The following is a 21,862-nucleotide window of genomic DNA, read 5'->3' on the forward strand; positions in this document are numbered from 1 at the left end:
CTTGGCGCCGAACGCGACCCGTCATGGCGGGTGGGAGGGCCGGAGCGCTTGAAAACCTTCTCGCTCGGCTGGAAACGAGTGTGGGGGCGACACCTCCCGCGACCTTATCCGTGCGCGACACGACCGGATCCGTTTCCGACGACTCCACCCCAGACGCCATCGGCAGGTCGCGATGAGCATGGGAATGTCGCGGACAGGTAAATGGCCCGCCGGAGGCATGCGCACAATCGCCTCAACAGAGCGCGGCGGAGCGCCCCACGGGGGCGTCCACTGCAGAGAAAATCCCGCGACCTTGCGCCGGGATCACAGCCAACGTGCAGAGGTGAGCATGTCCAACTTCCTCAATCCGGTCAGTACCCAGACCTGGACCAACGGCCGCCATCTGGTCCGCTGCGTCAAGGTGATCCAGGAAACCGCCGACGTGCGTACCTTCTGCTTCATGGCCGACCAGCCGATGGTGTTCTTCTTCAAGCCCGGCCAGTTCGTCACCCTGGAGCTGACCATCGACGGCGAGCCGGTGATGCGCTCCTACACCATCTCCAGCTCGCCCTCGGTGCCCTACAGCTTCTCGCTGACCATCAAGCGCGTGCCCGGCGGCAAGGTGTCCAACTGGCTGCACGACAACCTCAAGGAAGGCGACCAGCTCCCGGTGCACGGCCCGGTCGGCCTGTTCAACGCCATCGACTTCCCCGCCGACAAGGTGCTCTACCTGTCCGGCGGCGTCGGCATCACCCCGGTGATGTCGATGGCGCGCTGGTTCTTCGACACCAACGGCGAGGTCGACATGGTGTTCGTGCACAGCGCGCGCACGCCCAAGGACATCATCTACCACCGCGAGCTGCGCCACATGGCCTCGCGCATCGAGAACTTCAAGCTGCACCTGATCTGCGAGAAGTACGAGATCGGCGAAACCTGGGCCGGCTATCGCGGCTACCTCAGCCAGAAGATGCTCGAGCTGATCGCCCCCGACTTCATGGAACGCGAGGTGTTCTGCTGCGGACCGACGCCGTACATGAACGCGGTGCGCCGCCTGCTCGAGGCCAACGGCTTCGACATGCAGCGCTACCACGAGGAAGCCTTCGGCCCGACGCCGGCCGAGGTGCGCGAGGAGGCCCAGGAGCATGCCGCCGAGGCGGCCGAAGCCGCCCAGCAGCCGGTCGGCGAACAGCGCCTGGTGGAGTTCACCGCCACCGGCAAGAGCGTGCACATCAAGCCCGGCGAGACCGTGTACGCCGCCGCCGCCAAGGTCGGCCTGCACATCCCCAAGGCCTGCGGCATGGGAATCTGCGGCACCTGCAAGGTGCTCAAGACCACCGGCGAGGTGAGCATGGAGCACAACGGCGGCATCACCGACGAGGATGTCGCAGAGGGTTACATCCTGTCGTGCTGCAGCGTGCCGCAGGGCGACGTGACCATCGACTACTGAGCCCCGCCGCCGGGCGCCGCGCAGACGGCGCCCGGCCAGGCTGCTCAATAAATCGCCAACCCCGCCCAGGCCGCACCGCTGCTGGTCCGCAGCCATCGTCGCACACGTTGTCCACAGACTGCCGCACCGAAACTGTGGTCAGCCTCCGAGTTGTCCACAGTCAGCGCGCGGGTCTCGTCTGGTTTGCCCACAGCCCCGGACCGCTACCGGGGGTTGCGCAGAAAATCACCAATCCCGCGCAGGCCACGCCGCTGCCGGCCCGCAGCCATCGCCGCACACGTTATCCACAGACTGCCGCACCGAAACTGTGGCCAGCCGCCCGGGTTCTCCACCGCCGGGACGCGGCCTGCGTGCACCTGTCCAGCGTCCGGGGCCGGCGCCGGACCGCTGCGCAAAAAACCAGCAATCGCGCGCAGCCCCCGCCGTTGCTGGCCTGCAGCCATTGCCGCACATGTTGTCCACAGACTGCCGCACCGAAACTGTGGCCAGTTGCCCGGCCGCGCAACGGCAACCGCTCGAAATTTGCCCAATCGCCGGGAAGCCGCGGCCCGCCTGCGCTGCAGCCGGCTGCCGACACGTTATGCACAGCCCCGTCCACCGCCCCTGTGCACAACTGCCGGAATCGGCCTGTGGACAAGCGCGCAGGGCGAATGCGGACACTTTCGCGTCGAACCTGGACAGTTCTTCCCCGCGGCCGCCACCGACAATCAACCGCAATCCGCGTCATCCGGTTGAGGAGTCCGTCATGGCCATCAGCGTGTTCGACCTGTTCAAGATCGGTATCGGCCCGTCCAGCTCGCATACCGTCGGCCCCATGCGCGCCGCCGCCCTGTTCGTCGGCGCCCTGCGCGAGCGTCGCCTGCTCGAGCGCGTCACCCGCCTCGAGGTGCGCCTGTACGGCTCGCTGTCCGCCACCGGCGTCGGCCACGGCAGCGACCGCGCGGTGATCATGGGCCTGATGGGCGAGTGGCCCGACAGCATCGACCCGGCCTGCATCGCCCCGCGCATCGATGAGTTGCTCGCCAGCGGCCGCCTGCTGCTCGACGGCCGCCTCGCGGTGCCCTTCGACTGGGCGCGCGACATGCGCCTGCTCGACGAGAACCTGCCCTACCACCCCAACGCCATGACCCTGATCGCCTGGGGCGAAGCCGGCGAGCTGCGTCAGGACACCTACTACTCGGTCGGCGGCGGCTTCGTGGTCGACGCCGAGCAGGCCGCCGCCGGCCAGCTCGACCAGGACCACACCCGCCTGCCCTACGAATTCGACAGCGCCGCCGAGCTGCTGAGCCTGTGCCGGCAGCACGGCCTGCGCGTCTCCCAGCTGATGATGGAGAACGAGAAGGCCTGGCGCAGCGAGGCGGAGATCCGCGCCGGGCTGATGCGCCTGTGGCAGGCCATGCGCGAGTGCGTGGACAACGGCCTCAAGCACGAAGGCACGCTGCCCGGCGGGCTCAACGTGCAGCGCCGCGCGGCCAAGCTGCATCGCAGCCTGCAGCAGCTGAGCAAGCCCAACGTGATCGGCTCGACCCTGAGCGGCATGGAGTGGGTCAACCTGTTCGCCCTGGCGGTCAACGAGGAGAACGCCGCCGGCGGGCGCATGGTCACCGCGCCGACCAACGGCGCGGCGGGGATCATCCCGGCGGTGCTGCACTACTACGTGCGCTTCAGCCCGGCGGTGAGCGAGGCCGACGTGGTCGACTACCTGCTCGCCGCGGCGGCGGTGGGCATCCTGTGCAAGAAGAACGCCTCGATCTCCGGCGCCGAGGTCGGCTGCCAGGGCGAGGTCGGCTCGGCCTGCGCGATGGCCGCGGCGGGGCTGGCCGAGGTGCTCGGCGCCACCCCGGCGCAGCTGGAGAACGCTGCCGAGATCGGCCTGGAGCACAACCTCGGGCTGACCTGCGACCCGGTCGGCGGGCTGGTGCAGGTGCCGTGCATCGAGCGCAACGCGATCGCCGCGGTGAAGGCGATCAACGCGGCGCAGATGGCGCTGCGCGGCGACGGCGAGCACTTCATCTCGCTGGACCGGGTGATCCGCACCATGCGCGACACCGGCGCCGACATGCACGACAAGTACAAGGAGACCTCGCGCGGCGGCCTCGCGGTCAGCGCCATCGAGTGCTGAGCGCCTGCCCATCTTTGAGGAGATCCGCCCCATGACCGCCATGTTGAACCGGGCGCCCGCGCCGCGCCCCCTGGAATCCATCGCCTTCCTGCTGGTCGAGCACTTCAGCCTGGTCGCCCTGGCCGCCGCGCTGGAACCGCTGCGCCTGGCCAACCAGCTGAGCGGCCGCGGCCTGTTCCGCTGGCACACCCTGACCCTCGACGGCCGCCCGGTGCGCGCCAGCAACGGCATGCTGGTCGCCCCGGACGGCGCGGCGCGTGGCCAGCAGGCGGACGCCCTGATCCTCTGCGGCGGCGACGGCAGCACGCGCCTCGACGACCCCGCGCATGCCCGCCTGCTGCGCGAGCAGGCCACCCGCGGCGTACACCTCGGCGCGCTCGGCTCGGGCAGCTGGACCCTGGCGCGCGCCGGCCTGCTCGACGGCTACCAGTGCAGCACCGCCTGGGAATGCCGCGCCGACCTGCACGCGGGCTTCCCGGCCGTATCGCTCAGCCCGCAGAGCTTCGTCCTCGACCGCGACCGCTACACCGCGGCCGGCGGCACCGCCGCCATGGCGATGATGCTGCAGCTGATCGGCCGCAGCCACGGCGCCGAGCTGATGGCGGCGATCGACGAGACCCTGGCCGGCGCCCACCTGCCGGCCGCCCCCGAGGCGCCGCGCCTGCCGCCGTCGCGCCTGCGCGGCATCGGCCATCCCAAGCTCAAGGAGGTGATCCAGCTGATGGAGAACAACCTCGAGGAACCCATCGACCTCGAGCTGCTGGCCGGCTACATCGCGCTGTCGCGCCGCCAGCTGGAGCGCCTGTTCCAGAAGCATCTGTACTGCTCGCCGTCGCGCTACTACCTCAAGCTGCGCCTGCTGCGCGCCCGGCAGATGCTCAAGCAGACCGACCAGCCGATCGTCGAGGTGGCCAGCGGCTGCGGCTTCCTCTCGGCGCAGAGCTTCTCGCGCTGCTACCGCGAGCACTTCGGCATCCCGCCGAGCAACGAGCGGCCGAGCCGCGCGCGGGTGTGCCGGACGCTGGTGCACTGAGTTTTACGGGTCACATGCACCACCCTTGGACCCGCCCGCGCCAGGTGCGCGGTGCGGGTTCTTTTTTGCCCGTGCGGACATTCGCCGCCGAGCAGCTCCGCTGCGGGTTGCCGCGAGCTGCGCCTGTTGCGCCCTCCGGGACAAGTCACTGTCTCCCGGCCTCGCCCTCCTCCGACACGCTCTGCCCCCTCCCGGGCGCCCTCCCTTGCGTCGCTCAAGCCCAGCGAAAGTGGCTCGCCCCAAGGGCGCAATCACAGCTGCCGCATCGCCCGCGGCTACGGCGACCATCCCACTTTCCGCCCTGGACACCCCTGCGAACCCCACAGCGGATCCGACCAACTTCGGGTCGGAAACGTGCAAAAACCCGCCGCCCCCCTCTGTTGGAATGAATCCAACGACGCCCCACTGCCCTGAGCGTCGTCCACCGAACAACCACAAGGATTCACGCCATGCAGATGCCCCAAACCCTCCGGATCCGGAACGGCGAAAAGGTCAACTCGACGTTCTCCGCCCAGGAATACGCCAACCGTCAGGCCAAACTGCGCGCCCATCTGGCGGCAGAGAACATCGACGCGGCGGTCTTCACCTCGTACCACAACATCAACTACTACAGCGACTTCGTGTACTGCTCGTTCGGCCGCCCCTACGCCCTGGTGGTGACCCAGGACGCCGTGACCAGCATCAGCGCCAACATCGACGGCGGCCAGCCGTGGCGCCGTACCGTGGGCACCGACAACATCGTCTACACCGACTGGCAGCGCGACAACTTCTTCGTCGCCATCCAGCAGGCGCTGCCCAAGGCCCGCCGCATCGGCATCGAATACGACCACCTGAACCTGCAGAACCGCGACAAGCTGGCCGCCCGCTACCCGGAAGCCGAGCTGGTCGACGTCGCCGCCCCGTGCATGCGCATGCGCATGATCAAGTCCGCCGAAGAACACGCGATCATCCGCCATGGCGCCCAGGTCGCCGACATCGGCGGCGCGGCGGTGGTCGAAGCCCTGCGCGACCAGGTGCCGGAATACGAAGTGGCCCTGCACGCCACCCAGGCCATGATCCGCGAGATCGCCAAGCGCTTCCCGGACGGCGAGCTGATGGACACCTGGACCTGGTTCCAGTCCGGCATCAACACCGACGGCGCGCACAACCCGGTGACCTCGCGGCGGGTGAACAAGGGCGACATCCTCAGCCTGAACTGCTTCCCGATGATCGCCGGCTACTACACCGCGCTGGAGCGCACCCTGTTCCTCGACCACTGCTCCGACGACCACCTGCGCCTGTGGGAAGTCAACGTCAAGGTGCACGAGGCCGGCCTCAAGCTGATCAAGCCGGGCATGCGCTGCTCCGACATCGCCAAGGAACTCAACGAGATCTTCCTGGCCCACGACGTGCTGCAGTACCGCACCTTCGGCTACGGCCACTCCTTCGGCACCCTCAGCCACTACTACGGCCGCGAGGCGGGCCTGGAGCTGCGCGAGGACATCGACACCGTGCTGGAGCCGGGCATGGTGGTGTCGATGGAGCCGATGATCATGCTGCCGGAAGGTCTGCCGGGCGCCGGCGGCTACCGCGAGCACGACATCCTCATCGTCAACGAGAACGGCGCCGAGAACATCACCAAGTTCCCCTACGGCCCGGAGAAAAACATCATCCGCAAGTAAACGCCATCGCCAGCCGGCGGCGGGCACCAGGTCCTGCCCGCCGCCCGGCCGGAGCAATGCGCGACGTGACGTGACGCAAGCGGGTCCCGTCTCCGGCCAGCCCCGCGCTGCGCGCCGGAATCGCCACACGCGACGACCGCCGGAACCTTCCGGCGTCCGCCGCCACGCTTGAACTACCAGCTGCCGAACTATCCATTACAAAACAACAGAGGTGTGGGCGATGGTCAGGTTAAACTGCAGCACTCTCCGTCCCGGAGATTGCTGCGCGACATGCGCAGTGCGCGAAGAGGGTGTCCGGCTTTGGGCACCAGTTGCAACGAGAGGGATCGAAACGGGCAATCAACCCTGTGGAGGTGCCCGATGAGCACGCTCAACGATTCCCTGGTCTACGGCGCCACCGGCCGCAGCGACTCCATGGCACAGCGCAGTACCCTGCGCCGCGCGGCCACCGCCAGCTTCATGGGCAACTTCGTCGAATGGTTCGACTACGCCGCCTACGGTTACCTGGCGGCGGTGATCGCGGTGGTGTTCTTCCCGGCGGCCGACAAGACCACCGGTCTGCTCGCCACCTTCGCGGTGTTCGCCATTTCCTTCATCGTCCGCCCGGTCGGCGGCATCATCTGGGGTCACATCGGCGACCGCTACGGCCGACGCAACGCCCTGTCGCTGTCGATCCTGATCATGTCCGGCTCGACCTTCTGCATCGCCCTGCTGCCGACCTACGCCCAGGTGGGCATGCTCGCCCCGCTGCTGCTGCTGCTGATCCGCCTGGTGCAGGGCTTCTCCGCCTCCGGAGAGTACGCCGGCGCGGCGGCCTTCCTCGCCGAGTACGCCCCGGACCGCAAGCGCGGCTTCTACACCTGCCTGGTGCCGGCCAGCACCGCCGCCGGCCTGCTGTTCGGCTCGCTGTTCGCCGCCGGCCTCTACTCGCAGCTCGACAGCGAACAGCTGCACAGCTGGGGCTGGCGCCTGCCGTTCCTGCTCGCCGCCCCGCTGGGCCTGATCGGCCGCTACATCCGCCTGCACCTGGAGGACACCCCGAAGTTTCGCGAGATGGAGAAGGCGCTGGAGAAGAAGGAGGGCAGCCACAAGGCGCCGATCGGCGAACTGCTCGGCGTGCACCGCAAGCGCGTGCTGGTGGCCATCGGCGTCACCTGCCTCAACGCGGTGGCCTTCTACCTGATCCTCAGCTACATGCCGACCTACCTGTCCACCGAGATGGGCATGAGCGAGACCGACTCGTTCCTCGCCTCCACGGTGTCGCTGGCCACCTACATCGGCTTCATCTTCCTGATGGGCATGCTGTCCGACCGCTTCGGCCGCAAGACCATGCTGATCGCCGCCTCGCTGCTGTTCCTCGCCATCACCGTGCCGCTGTTCACTGCCCTGCAGGGGCAGACCTTCGCCTTCATCCTGCTGATCCAGATCGCCTTCGGCCTGATGTTGGCGATGAACGACGGTACCCTGCCGTGCTTCCTCGCCGAGGTGTTCCCCACCCGCGTGCGCTACACCGGCTTCGCCTTCAGCTTCAACACCGCCAACGCGCTGTTCGGCGGCACCGCGCCGTTCATCGCCACCTGGCTGATCAGCCAGACCGGCGACAAGATGGCCCCGGCCTGGATGCTGGTCGGCGCGGCGGGCGTGGCCCTGCTGGCGATGCTGTGCATCCGCGAGACCGCCCACCAGGCACTGAGCGACTGAAACCCGCGATCCTGACAACTTCGGGTCGGATTCGTACAAAAAGATCACCCCGATATCTGCTATCAGGTCCCATCCATGCAGCCAGGCTCCCTGCGGAGCCTGCGCTGCCCTGCGAACAGAGGACACCGGCCCGGCCTCGGGCCGTCCGCTCCACGGAGAACAACAATGAGCAAGAGCGTTTTCGTTGGCGAACTGACCTGGAAGGAATACGAGGCGCGGGTCGCCCAGGGCGACTGCGTGCTGATGCTGCCGGTCGGCGCGCTGGAACAGCACGGTCACCACATGTGCATGAACGTCGACGTGCTGCTGCCCACCGCGGTCTGCCAGCGGGTCGCCGAGCGCATCGGCGCCCTAGTGCTGCCGGGCCTGCAGTACGGCTACAAGTCGCAGCAGAAGTCCGGCGGCGGCAACCACTTCCCCGGCACCACCAGCCTGGACGGCGCCACCCTCACCGGCACGGTGCAGGACATCATCCGCGAGCTGGCCCGCCACGGCGCGCGTCGCCTGGTGCTGATGAACGGTCACTACGAGAACTCGATGTTCATCGTCGAGGGCATCGACCTGGCCCTGCGCGAGCTGCGCTATGCCGGCATCCACGACTTCAAGGTGGTGGTGCTGTCCTACTGGGACTTCGTCAAGGACCCGGCAGTGATCGAGCAACTCTACCCCGAGGGCTTCCTCGGCTGGGACATCGAGCACGGCGGCGTGTTCGAGACCTCGCTGATGCTCGCCCTCTACCCCGGCCTGGTGCACCTGGACAGGGTGGTCGACCACCCGCCGGCGACTTTCCCGCCCTACGACGTGTTCCCGGTGGACCCGGCGCGCACGCCGGCGGCGGGCACCCTGTCGTCGGCGAAGACCGCCAGCCGAGCGAAGGGTGAGCTGATCCTTGAGGTATGCGTCAGCGGCATCGCCGAGGCCATCTACCAGGAATTCCCGCCATCCGACCGCGCCTGAGGCGCGCCAAGCCTCGCCCTGAACCACCGAACAGCGACTTCAACAACAAATACAAAAGGATCCGCGCGATCCGAGAGGAAGTTTCAGCTATGTCGAATTCAGACGCACACAAAGAGTACGGTCTCAGCAAGATCGCCCCGCACGAGCGCAGCTACGGCTTCGTCGATACGGTCTGGACCTGGTTCGGTTCAGGAGTCAACACCGGCTCCTGGTTCTTCGGTGGCATGGCAGCCGCGCTGGGCATGATGTTCGTGCTGCAATACAGCGTGCTGTGGCTACCGCTGATGATGATTCCCTGGGCGGCGGTCGCCTACATCGGTTACCGCTACGGCGCCAGCACCGCGGTGGTGGCGCGTCCGTCGCTGGGCACCAAGGGCTCGCGCCTGACCGGCGTGGCCCAGTTCCTGGTGCTGATCGGCTGGCCCAGCGTGAACAGCTTCATCGCCGCCATCTCCCTCACCCACGTGTTCGGTGCCGCGTTCGACTGGCCGGTGTTCGGCCAACCGGGCTCGGCGGGGCCGATGGTGCTCGGCATCCTGCTGACCGCCGTAGCCCAGGGGGTGATCACCTTCCTCGGCCATGAGGCGATCCGCTACCTGGAGCGCATCGCCGGCATCCTGCTGCTGGTGCTGGGCGGCTGGGTCACCTGGATCGTCCTGTCGAAGTGGAACCTGGAGCAGATCATGGCCTTCCAGGTGCAGAATCCGACCCACAGCGTGGCCTTCTTCATCGATCTGGCCTTCGGCTTCTCCTGGACCTGGGCACAGGTCGCGGACTTCTCGCGCTTCGCCAAGACCGGTCGGGCGGCCACGGTGGGCAGTTGGCTGGGCCTGAACATCGGTCAGGGCTGGTTCATGCTGATCGGCGCCATCGGCACCATCGGCGTGGCGTTGCAGACCGGCAGCATCGACCCGAACAACTCCGATCCGAGCTCCACCCTGGCCACCCTGGGCCTGGGCCTGGTGTCCTTCCTGGTGCTGATCTTCGCCACCGTGAGCACCAACGTCACCGTGCTCTACGGTTCGGGCATGGGCCTGCTGGGCGCCTTCAAGAGCCTGACGCCGAAGAAGGCGCTGGCGATCATCGTGGTGCTGCAACTGGCGCTGTGCTTCGTACCGATGGCGTTCGACTCGTTCCTGCACTACTTCGAGTCGTTCCTCGGCGTGATCGGCGGCCTGTTCATCCCGCTGTGGACCATCATCCTGGTGGACTACTTCTGCGTGCGCGGCAAGCGTCTGTCCGATGCCGACCTGTTCGCCGAAGCCGGCGGGGCCTACTACGGCAGCACCGGCTGGAACGCGGCAGGGATCGCGTCGCTGACCCTGGGCTTTGCCGTGTACTTCGTCCTTGCCCACGGCTTCAAGGACATCGCCGCGCAGATCACCGCCAGCTTCCCGGCGATCGTGGTCTCCGGACTGGCCTACTGGCTGCTGGCCAAGAAAGCGGTGGTAGCCGTGCGCAGCGGGGTCGGGCAGAGCGCCTGACGACCTGTGCTGCTGAAGAATGCCGCTCCCCACCAGGGGCGCGGCATTTTACTTGCTGCCATCAACGCAAAACCCCGCACCAGGCGGGGCTGCGGATGACGCCCGAGCGCGCCTCAGGCGTCGCCGTCGCGCTGTACCGGCACGAACGGCCGCGGCCAGTTGAGCAGCTGGCTCGCCCTGGCCAGCTGGTCGCTGACCATCTCCAGCGCCTCGCTGCCGCGCTCGCCGCCGAGCACCTCGCCGATCAGGTGGTGCGCCTGATCCACCAGCTCGGCGATGGCGATGCGCTCCTGCGCGCGCCATTCCAGTTCCAGCTCCAGCGCCCGGTCCGCGGGCGCCGGGCTCCGCTCGCCGCCGCACTGGCCGCAGCATGCGCGCGGATCGTCTGGGTTCACATTGGTCTTGCAGTTCATTCGAAGTCCCTCTCCATCGTCGCTCGCCGTCGAGCCCAATCGCCCGCACAGTGTCGCCCGCGACGGCGAGGTGGCCGTTGACCTGCTTAACACTTCGCCCAGCCGGTCAGGCGCGGAAGCTTGATCCAGAGCAAGCCCGCGGCTTGGCGCCGCTGCTCGGGGGCCAGCGCCCGCGCTACTCCCGCCGGTCCACGCGGCGGAACACCTGCGCCTCGTACTTCGGATAGAGGTGGCTGACGCTGCGGATCAGCTCGAAGCGGGTCAGGCTGATGGCGGCGAAGCGCTCGGGGATGGGCGCGCGCATGGTCTCGTTCATGTCCAGGCCGGCGGCCACCGAGTCGCGCAGCAGGCCGTCGAGCCAGCCGAGGTAGTCGCGCATCTGCGCGAAGGGTTCGCGCCCCGTGGCGACCGGGCCGTGGCCGGGCACCAGCAGCTTGTAGGGCAGCTGCTCCAGCGCGGCCAGATCGGCCAGCCAGACGTCCAGCCCCGGGGTCTGCGGGGTGGTCAGGGCGCGCTGGTAGAACACCAGGTCGGCAGCGAACAGCACGCCGGTGCTCTGGTCGAAGATCGCCAGGTCGGCGCCGGTGTGACCGCTGAAGGCCAGCAGCTGCAGGCGGTGGCCGCCGATCTCGCGCACGCCGGGCTCCAGCGTCTCGCCGGGCAGGACCAGTTCGGTGCCGCGCATCCAGTCGCCGAGCAGGCGGTACATGTTGTCGGCGAACGCCGGGCCCTGCTCGGCGAGCAGCTCGCGGGTGTGCGCCAGGGCGGCGATCGGCACATCGCTGAAGGCCTGGTTGCCGAACACGTGGTCGGGGTGGTGGTGGGTGTTGATCACCAGGGCGATCGGCTGCTCGGTGACCCGGGCGATGGCGGCGCGCAGCGCCTCGCCGTAGCGCTTGGAGATGCCGGTGTCGATCAGCACCACGCCGGCGTCGGTGACGATGAACGCGACGTTGACGATGTTGCCGCCGTTGGCCATCTCGAAATTGGCGGTGCTGCCCTCCACCAGCCAGGTGTCCTCGGCGATCTGCCGCGGCTTGAGGTCATAGGCCAGTTCGGCCGCGGCCAGCGGCAGGCTGAGGAAGATCGCCACGAGCATGCTCCAGAATCGCATGATGCCTCCTTTGCGGTGCAATGGGTGCGCATGCCGCACCCTACTGTTCTGCGCCCCGAACCGTAGGGTGTGCCACGCGCACCATCCGGCACCACGCTGACGGAACACTCAGAACGCCGCCTCGAATTCGTTGCCGTTGTTGTCGCGCAGCCACAGCTGCTGGCCGGCGTCCTTGTCGCCCAGTTGCAGGGTCAGGGTCGGGTTCTCGCTGACCGAGGGGTGCAGCTCCAGGTCGGCCAGCACCTCACCGCCGGCGCCGCGCAGTTCGGCGCGCTCGATGTAGAACTCGGGGATGCCGCCGGTCAGGCCGTTGTCCATCGGGTGGGCGATGCGCAGACGCAGGCGGCTGCCGTCGCCCTGGGCGAAACGCGCGCCGAACACCTCGCCGAGGTGCTCCTCCCAGCCGGCCTGGGCGCGCACCGCGCTCGGCGCGGTGCAGCCGCCGCCGGCGGCGTCGATGCGCGTCGAGCCGACGTGCCAGACGCCGTCGCGGGTCAGCACCGCGGCGCGCAGCGGGGTGGCCTGCTCGACGCGGATGTTGAGGGCGATGCGCGGCGCCACCGGCCCGCTGGGGAAGAAGGTGAAGATGTGCGGGATCGGGTTCAGTTCGGCCCAGGCGATGATGCGCACCACCTCCTGGCCGAGGGCGGTGGCGTCGATGCTGATCGGCACCTGACGCGAGTCCTCGGCGAACGGCGGCGCGCTGAGCACCACGCGCTCGTCGAACTCGTAGGGCGCCTCGCCGAGGAAGCGCGTCTGGTGGAAGCTCCACATCGCCGACTGCAGCGGGTCGGCCTCGCCGGCCCAGGCGGAGCTGCTCAGCAGCAGCCAGCCAAGGGCCAGGCCCATGCTCCGAATGGTCATGCCTTGCCTCCTTTCCCGTAGGGTGCGCCGTGCGCACCCAGACCTCTGCCGGTGCGCACGGCGCACCCTGGGTACTGATGCTGTCCTGGCTCCGGCGCGGGGAGCGTCCGCCGACGCGCCCACGCCGGAGCGGGGGCGCGAGCATCACTCGCCGCGGGTCTGCGCCTGCACCTCGCCCTCGTACAGCTCCGGCACCTCGTAGCGCAGGCCGTAGTTGGCGTAGATCTTCGCCAGCTCGCCGGAGCCGATCAGCTCGACCAGCCCGCCTTCCAGGGCGTAGGCCAGCTGGCGGTTGCTTTCGTGCACGGCCATGCCGATGTCCCACTGCTGGCGGCCCATCTCCGGGTAGGCGTTGTCGGCCGCCTTGAGCTGCGGATCGTGCGCCTCGTGCAGCAGCCAGTCGACCTCGCCGCGCATGGCCATCACCGCGTCCACCTCGCCCTTGCGCATGGCGGCGAAGGCCAGCGGCGGATTGGCGTAGTGGTGGGTATTGCGGCTCATCCGCCCGCCGAACACCGAGCTCATGTAGAACGACGGCACGCTCTCCAGCTCGACGCCGATCGGGTGGTAGCCGAACACCGCGACGCTGGGCACTTCCTTGAGCCGGCGGGTGTCGTGGGCCACCTGCCAGCGCTCGCGCTGGTAGGGGCCGAACATCACCACCAGCTCGTTGACCAGCTCGCCCAGCTCGTTGCGCTTGAACGAGAAGTTGCGGTCGTAGGGCACCCGCAGCATCACGTCGGCGAGCTGCTCGGGACGCAGGTAGTGGCCCTTCCAGATGAAGTTGCGCAGGTCGTCGTCGAGCTTCTCGCCCGGGGTGACCCACATCAGTTCCAGACGCAGGCCCTGGCTGTCGGCCAGCTTCTGCGCCAGCTCGACGTCGACGCCGCGCGCCTGGCCGTCCTGCTGGAAGCTGTAGGGGGGGAAGTCCTCGTACACCGCCACCTTGAGCACACCCGAGGCGACGATGTCATCGAACGGCCGGACCTGCGCCTGCGCGCCCTGGGCGAGCAGCAGCAGGCTTGCGAACACCAGGGCGAGCAGGCGCATGGCGGGTTACTCCGAAACGGCGACGCTTTCCAGGTAGGTGCGGATGGCCCACAGGGCTTCCTGGCTCAGGTAGTCGGCCATCTTCGGCATGTACACGCGACCGTCGCGCACCGCGCCGTTGATCACCCGCTCCTTGAACCACTCGTCGCCGTCGATGCCGGCATCGAGCATGCGCAGGTCGGGGGCGATGCCGCCGGAAACGGCGTCCAGGCCGTGGCAGCGGGCGCAGTTCTGGGTGTAGGCGGATTTGCCGATCTCCACGGCATGGGCATTCTTCTCATAGGGCGCGCGGTAGGGGTTCTCGTCGCGCCATTCGCTGCCCAGCTGCTCCAGGTCGCTGGTGTTCACCGCCTGCGGGGTGACGTCACCGTGAGCCATGACCTGGGAAGCGACACCGAGTGCCAGGGTAGCCAGCAGGGCGGGCAGGAATTTCTTGTTGTTCATGACGGAACCTCGTTTCGATGCGGTGCAAGGCGGTGCATTCCAGGACGCGGAATGCGTTGATCTCATCTTAGGGAGGCAGTGACCAGCGTCAGTATTCTGCTTTGGTGTCCGCAACCTACTCCCTTGGTAGGAGATGCCCCGGGAGGCCTCTGTCCCGCCCTCGGAACATGAAAACAAGCCATTGTTTCGAAAGGGATTTTTTCCCGGGTTCGGCGGGAAGCCTTCCCTATCGCGGCACGCCGACGCGGACCACCATCGGGGTGAGCGGCTGCCCAGGCAGCCTTCCACCACCCTTCAGGGAACCGCCCCATGACAACAAGAGAGACTCTGCCCTCCGCTGTGCGCCCGCTCGGTCGCGCCATCCACGGCCTGGTGCTGGCCGCCGGCCTGGGCCTCGGCCTACCGGCCCTGGCCAAGCCGGTCAGCTGGGAGGACATCGCCAACGACCACCTCACCACCGCCGACGTGCTGCAGTACGGCATGGGCACCAGCGCCCAACGCTACAGCCCGCTGGCGCAGGTCAACTCAGGCAACGTGTTCAAGCTGACCCCGGCCTGGTCCTACTCCTTCGGCGACGAGAAGCAGCGCGGCCAGGAGTCCCAGGCCATCGTTCACGACGGGGTGATCTACGTCACCGGCTCCTATTCGCGGGTGTTCGCCATCGACGCGCGTACCGGCAAGCGCAAGTGGACCTACAGCCACCGCCTGCCCGACGACATCCGCCCGTGCTGCGACGTGGTCAACCGCGGCGCCGCCATCTACGGCGACAAGATCTACTTCGGCACCCTCGACGCCGCGGTGGTCGCGCTGAACAAGGACACCGGCAAGGTGGTGTGGAAGAAGAAGTTCGGCGACCACGGCGCCGGCTACACCATGACCGGCGCGCCGACCATCGTGAAGGACCAGAAGACCGGCAAGGTCATGCTGATCCACGGCAGCTCCGGTGACGAGTTCGGCGTGGTCGGCCAGCTGTTCGCCCGCGATCCGGACACCGGCGAGGAAATCTGGATGCGCCCGTTCGTCGAGGGCCACATGGGCCGTCTGAACGGCAAGGAGAGCACCCCGACCGGCGACGTCAAGGCGCCGTCCTGGCCGGACGATCCCAAGTCGCCGACCGGCAAGAAGGAAGCCTGGAGCCACGGCGGCGGCGCGCCCTGGCAGAGCGCCAGCTTCGACCCGGCGACCAACACCATCATCGTCGGCGCCGGCAACCCGGCGCCGTGGAACGGCTGGGCGCGCACCAGCGAGGGCGGCGATCCGAAGGACTACGACAGCCTGTACACCTCCGGCCAGGTCGGCGTCGACCCGAGCACCGGCGAGGTGAAGTGGTTCTACCAGCACACCCCCAACGACGCCTGGGACTTCTCCGGCAACAACGAGCTGGTGCTGTTCGACTACCAGGACAAGGCCGGCAAGACCGTCAAGGCCACCGCCCACGCCGACCGCAACGGCTTCTTCTACGTGGTCGACCGCGCCAACGGCAAGCTGCAGAACGCCTTCCCGTTCGTCGACAACATCACCTGGGCCAGCCACATCGACCTCAAGACCGGTCGCCCGGTGGAGGTCGAGGGCCAGCGTCCGCCGCTGCCGGAACCGGGCGAGAAGCACGGCAAGCCGGTCGAGGTCTCGCCGCCGTTCCTCGGCGGCAAGAACTGGAACCCGATGGCCTACAGCCAGGACACCGGGCTGTTCTACGTGCCGGCCAACCACTGGAAGGAGGACTACTGGACCGAGGAGGTCACCTACAAGAAGGGCTCCGCCTACCTCGGCCAGGGCTTCCGCATCAAGCGCATGTACGACGACCACGTCGGCATCCTGCGCGCGATGAACCCGACCACCGGCAAGGTGGCCTGGGAGCACAAGGAGAAGCTGCCGCTGTGGGCCGGCGTGCTGGCCACCAAGGGCAACCTGGTGTTCACCGGCACCGGCGACGGCCTGTTCAAGGCCTTCGACGCCAGGACCGGCAAGGAGCTGTGGCAGTTCAACGTCGGCACCGGGATCATCTCGCCGCCGATCACCTGGGAAATGGATGGCGAGCAGTACATCGGCGTGACCGCCGGCTACGGCGGCGCGGTACCGCTGTGGGGCGGCGACATGGCCGAGCTGACCAAACCGGTCGCCCAGGGCGGCTCGTTCTGGGTGTTCAAGCTGCCGAGCTGGGACAGCAAGACCGCCCAGCGCTGAGGACCTGGCAGGAAAAACCGGGCGTCTCTCCGCCGCCCGGCTTCTGGCGGGGGCGCCCGGTGCGTCCCCGTCCTTTTTCCGCTCACCGCCCGTAGGGTGCGCCGTGCGCACCTCCCCTCTTCATGGTGCGCACGGCGCACCCTACAGGAATGCTGCCATGAGTCCTCTTCTGCTTCTGCCGCTCGCCCTGCTGTCCCTTGCCAGCCATGCCCACGCCGACGACGACGGCGTCACCGTGATCAACGGCTGCCGCCTGCAGGCGGAAAGCCGCTGCCCCGGCGCCGACCTGCGCGGCGCCGATCTGCGTCATCTGGACCTGCGCCGGATCGATCTGTCCGGCGCCGACCTCTCCGGCGCCGACCTGCGCCACGCCAGGCTCGACCTCGCCAACCTGGAGAAGGCCAGGCTGACCAAGGCCGATCTGACCCGCGCCAGCCTGCAGCAGGCAAACCTGCGCCTGGCCGACTTTTCCGGCGCCCGGCTGGTGGCGATCAACGGTTGGGCCGCGCACGGCCAGGCCGCGCGCTTCACCGGTGCCGACCTCTCCGCCGCCAACCTGGAATTCGCCCGCCTGTCCGCGGCGCGCCTGCACGACGCCAACCTCAGCGCCGCCAACCTGGAGATGGCCTGGCTGAGCAAGGCCGACTTCAAGGGCGCCACCCTGCGCGACGCCAACCTGCAGGAAGCCAAGATCAACGACGCCAATCTGGAAAACGTCGACCTCAGCGGCGCCCGGCGCCACTACGCCACCTTCCAGGGCACCAACATGGAAGGCTGCAGGGAGTGCCCGCTGGATTGGGAGAAGTGAGAGAGAACCGGATTTGTAGGGGCGAATTCATTCGCCAGATACCTCGCAAAGGCGAATGAATTCACCCCTACAGGCTCGACACTCAGACGCAGCGGCGTAGGGTTGGCAACTCGCGCAGCGATTGCCTACCAACCGGGCTGCGGCACGGGAAGCGGGAGATAACCGCTGCGCGGGTTTTCTACCCTACGGCCCTGTCCTGCGGCCTGCCCTACGCCCCCGCCTGCCCCACCCGCAGCAGCCCGGTATCGATGGCCAGGTGCACCAGCTCGCCCTGGCTGGCGACCTGCAGCTTGTTCTTCAGCAGGGTCTGGTAGTTGGACACCGTCTTGGCGCTGATGCACAGCTTCTCGGCGATCTGCCGCAGGCCGACGCCGCGGGCGAGCATCACGAAGATCTCCAGCTCGCGCTGGGTCATGCCGCGCAGGCGCGGGTCCTGGTCGTCCTGGCCGGCGCAGGCCAGCGCGGTGGCCAGGCCGTGCTCGAGGTAGGTCTGCCCGGCCAGCACCTTGCGCACCGCCTCGAGCAGCACCTGCGGCGCCGCGCACTTGGTCAGGTAGCCGCAGGCCCCGGCCTCCAGCGCCTTGCGCACCACCGGCAGCTCGTCGTGCATGCTGAAGAACAGCACGCGCAGCCCGGCGTGGCGCGCCAGCAGGCGCCGCGCGGTCTCCAGGCCGCTGATGCCGGGCAGGCCGACATCGAGGATCAAGAGGTCCGGGCAGCCGCGAGCCACCAGCTGGATGGCCTCCTCGCCGCTGGTCGCCTCGCTCACACTCACGTCATCGAGCAGGGTCGCCAGCAGGCTGGCGTAGCCCTGGCGCACCACCGCATGGTCGTCGACTATCAGGATGTGCATGTCGTCCACTCCCGCCATGGAATCTCCACGCACAGGCGCAGGCCGCTAGGCGCGACGCCGTGCAGTTGCAGGGCGGCGCCGAGGCAGCGCGCCCTCTCGCGCATCGAGCGCAGGCCGACGCCCTCGCGCAGGTTGGTCGGCAGGCCGCGACCGTCGTCGCACACTTCCAGGCGCAGCAGCGCGCCACGGCAGCTCAGGACCACCCGCACCCGACTGGCGCCGGCATGCCGGGCGACGTTGGTCAGCGCCTCCTGCAGCAGGCGGTAGACGTGGGCGCGCGCCTCGTCGTCCAGCCGCGGCAGCGGCGCGTCCAACTCCAGTTCGCAGGCAATGCCCTGCTGCGCCTGCCACTGCTCGACGAGCTGGCGCGCCGCCTCGCCGAGGCCCAGGCGCTCCAGCACCACCGGATAGAGATCGCGCACCAGACTGCGGAAGCTCTGCTGCATCTGCTCGCCGTTGTCCTGCAGGCGCCGGCTGATCGCCTCGACCTGCGCCGGCGACTCGCGGCAGGCGTCGAGCAGGTAGAGCTGGGCGCGCATGCCGGCGAGGATCTGGCCGAGGTCGTCGTGCAGGGTCTGCGCCAGACGGGTACGTTCACGCTCCTGGGTGGCCAGCAGCGCGGCGGTCAGCGTCTGGTTGTCGGCACCGGCCTGCTGCAGGGCCTGGGCCATGGCGTTGACCTGGCCGGCCAGCCGCCGCGCCTCGGGCTGCGCATAATCGGGCAGACGGGTGTCCAGCGCGCCGCCGGCGATGCCCTGCAGGGCGCGCAGGATGTCGGTGAGCAGATCGAGGCCGCGGCGTACCAGCCAGGCGCTGGTGCCCAGGCACAGCAGCCAGGCGCCGGCGAACAGCGCCAGCAGCTGCAGCAGCGACTCCCACACCTCCTCCAGTTCGTCGGCGGGACTGACGCGGATGCTCAGCGCCCGCCCGTCGACCAGCGCCACGCGGTACACCGGCAGGTCGGCGAAGCGCCCGGCCAGCCAGGCGCCCAGCGGGTTGCCGCCCAGCGGGTTGCCGCCCTGTGGATCGCCGGCCGGCAGGTTGTCCGGCGCGGAGGTGGCGGCGCCGTCGCCCCAGTCCAGTTCGAGATGGCGCAGGTTGGCAGTCAGGCTCGCGTCGAGCAGCGCCGGATCGTCCGCCGCGCGCAGGGCGAGGAAACGCGCCACGCTGTCGGCCGCTTGCAGCTCGCGGCGGATGTCCAGCTCAGCCTGGCGCAGCAGCAGCGCCAGGCAGACCAGCAGTACGGCGAGGAACAGGCCGCTGACCAGCAGGCTGGCGCGCCCCAGAGCGGAAAGCGGCGCAGTCATGATTGAACTCTCCGAAGGCGCAGAGCCTGTTCACGATCTTGCGAGCCGAGGCCAGACAAGACCTCGGCAACCCAGCGGAGTCGCGAGCCCTGCGGGCCAGCCTGTGGCTGTCACTCCGCAGCGCTGTGCTTCAACGCAGCATGGCTGACGCACAGCTGATCCAGGACCGGCTCTCAGCGCACCACGAACACGCCGAGCATGCCCTTGCCTTCCAGGCCCTTGGCATAGAAGCGGTACTTGCCCGGCTTGATCGGCACGAAGAAGATCTCGGCCTCGCCGGCGTCCTCGAACTCCAGCTCGTTGAGGGTGGTCGCCTTGACCTCGACGCCACCGGCCTCGACCTTGCGCAGGTAGATGGCGCTGGCGAATTCCGGCGCCTGGAAGGCGTACTCCTTGCGCCCGCTGGCGATGATCTTCAGCTGGTAGGCCTTTCCGGTCTCCAGCTGATACTCGGTGCGCGACAGGCTGTAGTCGCTGGCTTCCGAGCCGAGCACCAGGTCGGGCAGCGCCTCGGTGCGGCGGGTCAGGTCGCCGGCGGCCTGCACGGGATCGAAGCCGATCATGCCGAGGATCAGCAGGACGGGCAGGGCCAGGGTTCTGAGCGGGGACATGGGCAAGGCTCCTGTAGTTGTTGTTCTTGCAGCCCATGCTAAGAGCTGCCCCCAGCGGCCGAATCAGTACCTTGGTACCGGTCCGGCGGTACTTTCTGCATATTTGCCAGCTCCGCCACCCTTCCTAAGCTGGCAGCAACCCCATCGGAGGCTGCCATGCGTACCTTGCTGCCCTGCCTGTTCACCGCCCTCGGCCTGCTCGCCGCCGGCCCGGCCAGCGCCGATCTGGAAGTGCGCATCGGTTATCTGGGCTATACCCCGGATCGCGGCCCGGTGCTGTCCAACGTCATCCCCGAGCCGACCGACGCCGGCCGACGCGGCGCCGAGCTGGCCATCGAGGACAGCAACAGTACCGGACGCTTCCTCAAGCACAGCTACCGCCTGGACAGCGCGGAGGCCGCGACCCCGGCGGCGCTGCTCGAACAGGCGCGCGCCCTGCACGCCAGCGGCCTGCGCCTGTTCGTGGTCAACGCCCCGGCCGACAGCCTGCGCCAGCTGGCCGCGGCCCTGCCGGACAGCCTGCTGCTCAACGCCGGCAGCGCCGACGACAGCCTGCGCACCGACGCCTGCGCCACCAACCTGCTGCACACCCTCCCCAGCCGCGCCATGCTCGCCGACGCCCTCGGCCAGTTCCTCGCCGTGCGCAAGTGGAACCGCGCCCTCCTGATCCCCGGCCCGACCGCCGACGACCAGGCCTACGCCGACGCCCTGCGCCGCGCCGCCAAGCGCTTCGGGGTGAAGATCGTCGCCGAGAAGCCGTGGAGCTTCGACAACGACCAGCGGCGCAGCGCCCAGGCCGAGATGCCGCTGTTCACCCAGACCGCCGAGTACGACGTGGTGCTGGTCGCCGACGAGCGCGGCGATTTCGGCGAGTACGTGCCCTACCACACCTGGTACCCGCGCCCGGTGGCCGGCACCCAGGGCCTGACCCCGACCGGCTGGCACAAGACGGTGGAAACCTACGGCGCCGCCCAGCTGCAGAAGCGCTTCGAGGAGCACGCCGGGCGCTGGATGAACGACCGCGACTTCGCCGCCTGGATCGCCGTGCGCAGCCTCGCCAGCGCGGCGAACAAGCTCAAGAGCAGCGACCCCGCGGCGATCCGCCAGCTGGCGCTGTCCGACCAGCTGCCGCTGGACGGCTTCAAGGGCCGCAAACTGAGCTTCCGCGCCTGGAACGGCCAGCTGCGCCAGCCGATTCCCGTGGTCCACCCGCGCGCGCTGGTCACCACCTCGCCGCAGGACGGCTTCCTGCACCCGGTCACCGACCTCGACAGCCTGGGCTTCGACCGCCCGGAAAGCCGCTGTCGCCTCAACGAGAAGGATCTCTGAGCCATGCGCTATCTCTGGCTTCCCCTGCTGCTGTGCAGCCCCCTGGCCCTGGCCCAGGAAACCAGCGACCTGAGCTACGAGGCGTACATCGATAGCGACAAGCGCATCAAGTGCCTGTACGGCTACGCCGCCGAGAAGACCGGCAACCATGCGGCGGCCATGCAGATCTTCGGCGACTGCATCGAGCGCTGGAACGACGTCTACTCGATGATATGGCTGGCGCAGATGTACGAATCCGGCTCCGGCATGCCGGTCGACCTGGCCAAGTCCGCCGAGCTGATACGCCGGGGCGCCACGCAGCCGGATGACGCGCCCTACGTCAGCCTGGCCCGCTACCACTGGGGCGCGGCCCTGACCGAAGGCCGCGGCGTACCCGCCGACCCGCTGGAGGGCCGCCGCTGGCTCGAGAAATCGGCCGCGGCCGGCGAGAGCGAGGCCATCAGCTATCTGCAGCGCCTGGCCACGGATGCCGCCGCCCCCCGCCAATGACAAAAAGAAGGT

The 21,862-nt window shown here is 68.6% G+C and carries 19 protein-coding genes; 11 read left to right on the plus strand and 8 right to left on the minus strand.

What is annotated here, in order from left to right; genetic code table 11:
* Positions 1–328: 328 nt before the first annotated feature.
* The 7 genes from gbcB (at position 329) to BLT78_RS13725 (ending at position 10,384) form a co-directional block, all read left to right on the plus strand.
* A complete protein-coding gene (gbcB, locus tag BLT78_RS13695) occupies positions 329–1,426 on the plus strand; it encodes a glycine-betaine demethylase subunit GbcB (protein WP_090349494.1) in 1,098 nt (365 codons plus the stop codon).
* A gap of 745 nt (positions 1,427–2,171) precedes the next feature.
* Positions 2,172–3,548, plus strand: coding sequence for an L-serine ammonia-lyase (locus tag BLT78_RS13700; protein ID WP_090349495.1), 1,377 nt, complete (start codon positions 2,172–2,174; stop codon positions 3,546–3,548).
* A gap of 31 nt (positions 3,549–3,579) precedes the next feature.
* Entirely contained in the window at positions 3,580–4,581 is a 1,002-nt protein-coding gene (locus tag BLT78_RS13705; protein ID WP_090349496.1) for a GlxA family transcriptional regulator, read from the plus strand.
* 449 nt (positions 4,582–5,030) lie between these two features.
* Positions 5,031–6,242, plus strand: a complete 1,212-nt coding sequence (locus BLT78_RS13710) for a M24 family metallopeptidase (RefSeq protein WP_090349497.1) — start codon at positions 5,031–5,033, stop codon at positions 6,240–6,242.
* 360 nt (positions 6,243–6,602) lie between these two features.
* Complete coding sequence (locus BLT78_RS13715) at positions 6,603–7,943, plus strand: MFS transporter (RefSeq protein ID WP_090349498.1); 1,341 nt, start codon at positions 6,603–6,605, stop codon at positions 7,941–7,943.
* A gap of 165 nt (positions 7,944–8,108) precedes the next feature.
* Positions 8,109–8,900 carry a creatininase gene (locus BLT78_RS13720; RefSeq protein WP_090349499.1) on the plus strand — a complete coding sequence of 264 codons (792 nt, stop codon included), beginning with the start codon at positions 8,109–8,111 and terminating at the stop codon, positions 8,898–8,900.
* A gap of 89 nt (positions 8,901–8,989) precedes the next feature.
* Positions 8,990–10,384 (plus strand): purine-cytosine permease family protein, encoded by a 1,395-nt coding sequence (locus tag BLT78_RS13725; RefSeq protein WP_090349500.1) that lies wholly within the window; start codon positions 8,990–8,992, stop codon positions 10,382–10,384.
* Between the two features lie 113 nt (positions 10,385–10,497).
* Here the strand turns inward: BLT78_RS13725 and BLT78_RS13730 are convergent, their stop codons facing one another.
* The 5 genes from BLT78_RS13730 to pedF form a co-directional block, all read right to left on the minus strand.
* A complete protein-coding gene (locus tag BLT78_RS13730; protein WP_090349501.1) occupies positions 10,498–10,797 on the minus strand; it encodes a hypothetical protein in 300 nt (99 codons plus the stop codon).
* Positions 10,798–10,972: 175 nt separating this feature from the next.
* Positions 10,973–11,911, minus strand: coding sequence for a quinoprotein relay system zinc metallohydrolase 1 (locus BLT78_RS13735; protein ID WP_090349502.1), 939 nt, complete (start codon positions 11,909–11,911; stop codon positions 10,973–10,975).
* Positions 11,912–12,019: 108 nt separating this feature from the next.
* Complete coding sequence (locus BLT78_RS13740; protein ID WP_090349503.1) at positions 12,020–12,775, minus strand: quinoprotein dehydrogenase-associated SoxYZ-like carrier; 756 nt, start codon at positions 12,773–12,775, stop codon at positions 12,020–12,022.
* A 144-nt stretch (positions 12,776–12,919) separates the two neighbouring features.
* The gene (locus BLT78_RS13745) at positions 12,920–13,825 is read right to left on the minus strand and encodes a substrate-binding periplasmic protein (protein WP_090349504.1); all 906 of its coding nucleotides are present in this window, start codon (positions 13,823–13,825) and stop codon (positions 12,920–12,922) included.
* Positions 13,826–13,831: 6 nt separating this feature from the next.
* Complete coding sequence (gene pedF / locus BLT78_RS13750; protein ID WP_090349505.1) at positions 13,832–14,269, minus strand: cytochrome c-550 PedF; 438 nt, start codon at positions 14,267–14,269, stop codon at positions 13,832–13,834.
* 309 nt (positions 14,270–14,578) lie between these two features.
* Here pedF and exaA point away from each other — a divergent pair, with 309 nt between their 5' ends.
* Positions 14,579–16,453, plus strand: coding sequence for a quinoprotein ethanol dehydrogenase (gene exaA / locus BLT78_RS13755; RefSeq protein WP_090349506.1), 1,875 nt, complete (start codon positions 14,579–14,581; stop codon positions 16,451–16,453).
* A 157-nt stretch (positions 16,454–16,610) separates the two neighbouring features.
* On the plus strand, positions 16,611–17,261 hold the full coding sequence (locus tag BLT78_RS13760) for a pentapeptide repeat-containing protein (protein ID WP_090349507.1): 651 nt from the start codon (positions 16,611–16,613) through the stop codon (positions 17,259–17,261).
* A gap of 208 nt (positions 17,262–17,469) precedes the next feature.
* Here BLT78_RS13760 and BLT78_RS13765 read toward each other — a convergent pair whose 3' ends face one another.
* From BLT78_RS13765 to BLT78_RS13775, 3 genes are all read right to left on the minus strand, one after another.
* The gene (locus tag BLT78_RS13765) at positions 17,470–18,114 is read right to left on the minus strand and encodes a response regulator (protein ID WP_090349508.1); all 645 of its coding nucleotides are present in this window, start codon (positions 18,112–18,114) and stop codon (positions 17,470–17,472) included.
* A complete protein-coding gene (locus BLT78_RS13770) occupies positions 18,102–19,421 on the minus strand; it encodes a sensor histidine kinase (RefSeq protein WP_090349509.1) in 1,320 nt (439 codons plus the stop codon). Before BLT78_RS13770 ends, BLT78_RS13765 begins: the two co-directional genes overlap by 13 nt.
* Positions 19,422–19,594: 173 nt before the next feature.
* Positions 19,595–20,032, minus strand: a complete 438-nt coding sequence (locus tag BLT78_RS13775; RefSeq protein ID WP_090349510.1) for a cupredoxin domain-containing protein — start codon at positions 20,030–20,032, stop codon at positions 19,595–19,597.
* A gap of 156 nt (positions 20,033–20,188) precedes the next feature.
* Here BLT78_RS13775 and BLT78_RS13780 point away from each other — a divergent pair, with 156 nt between their 5' ends.
* Entirely contained in the window at positions 20,189–21,361 is a 1,173-nt protein-coding gene (locus BLT78_RS13780; RefSeq protein WP_090349511.1) for an ABC transporter substrate-binding protein, read from the plus strand.
* Positions 21,362–21,364: 3 nt separating this feature from the next.
* Positions 21,365–21,850, plus strand: a complete 486-nt coding sequence (locus BLT78_RS13785) for a tetratricopeptide repeat protein (RefSeq protein WP_090349512.1) — start codon at positions 21,365–21,367, stop codon at positions 21,848–21,850.
* Positions 21,851–21,862 lie beyond the last annotated feature (12 nt).

The organism is Pseudomonas oryzae (assembly GCF_900104805.1).
GTDB lineage: Bacteria > Pseudomonadota > Gammaproteobacteria > Pseudomonadales > Pseudomonadaceae > Geopseudomonas > Geopseudomonas oryzae.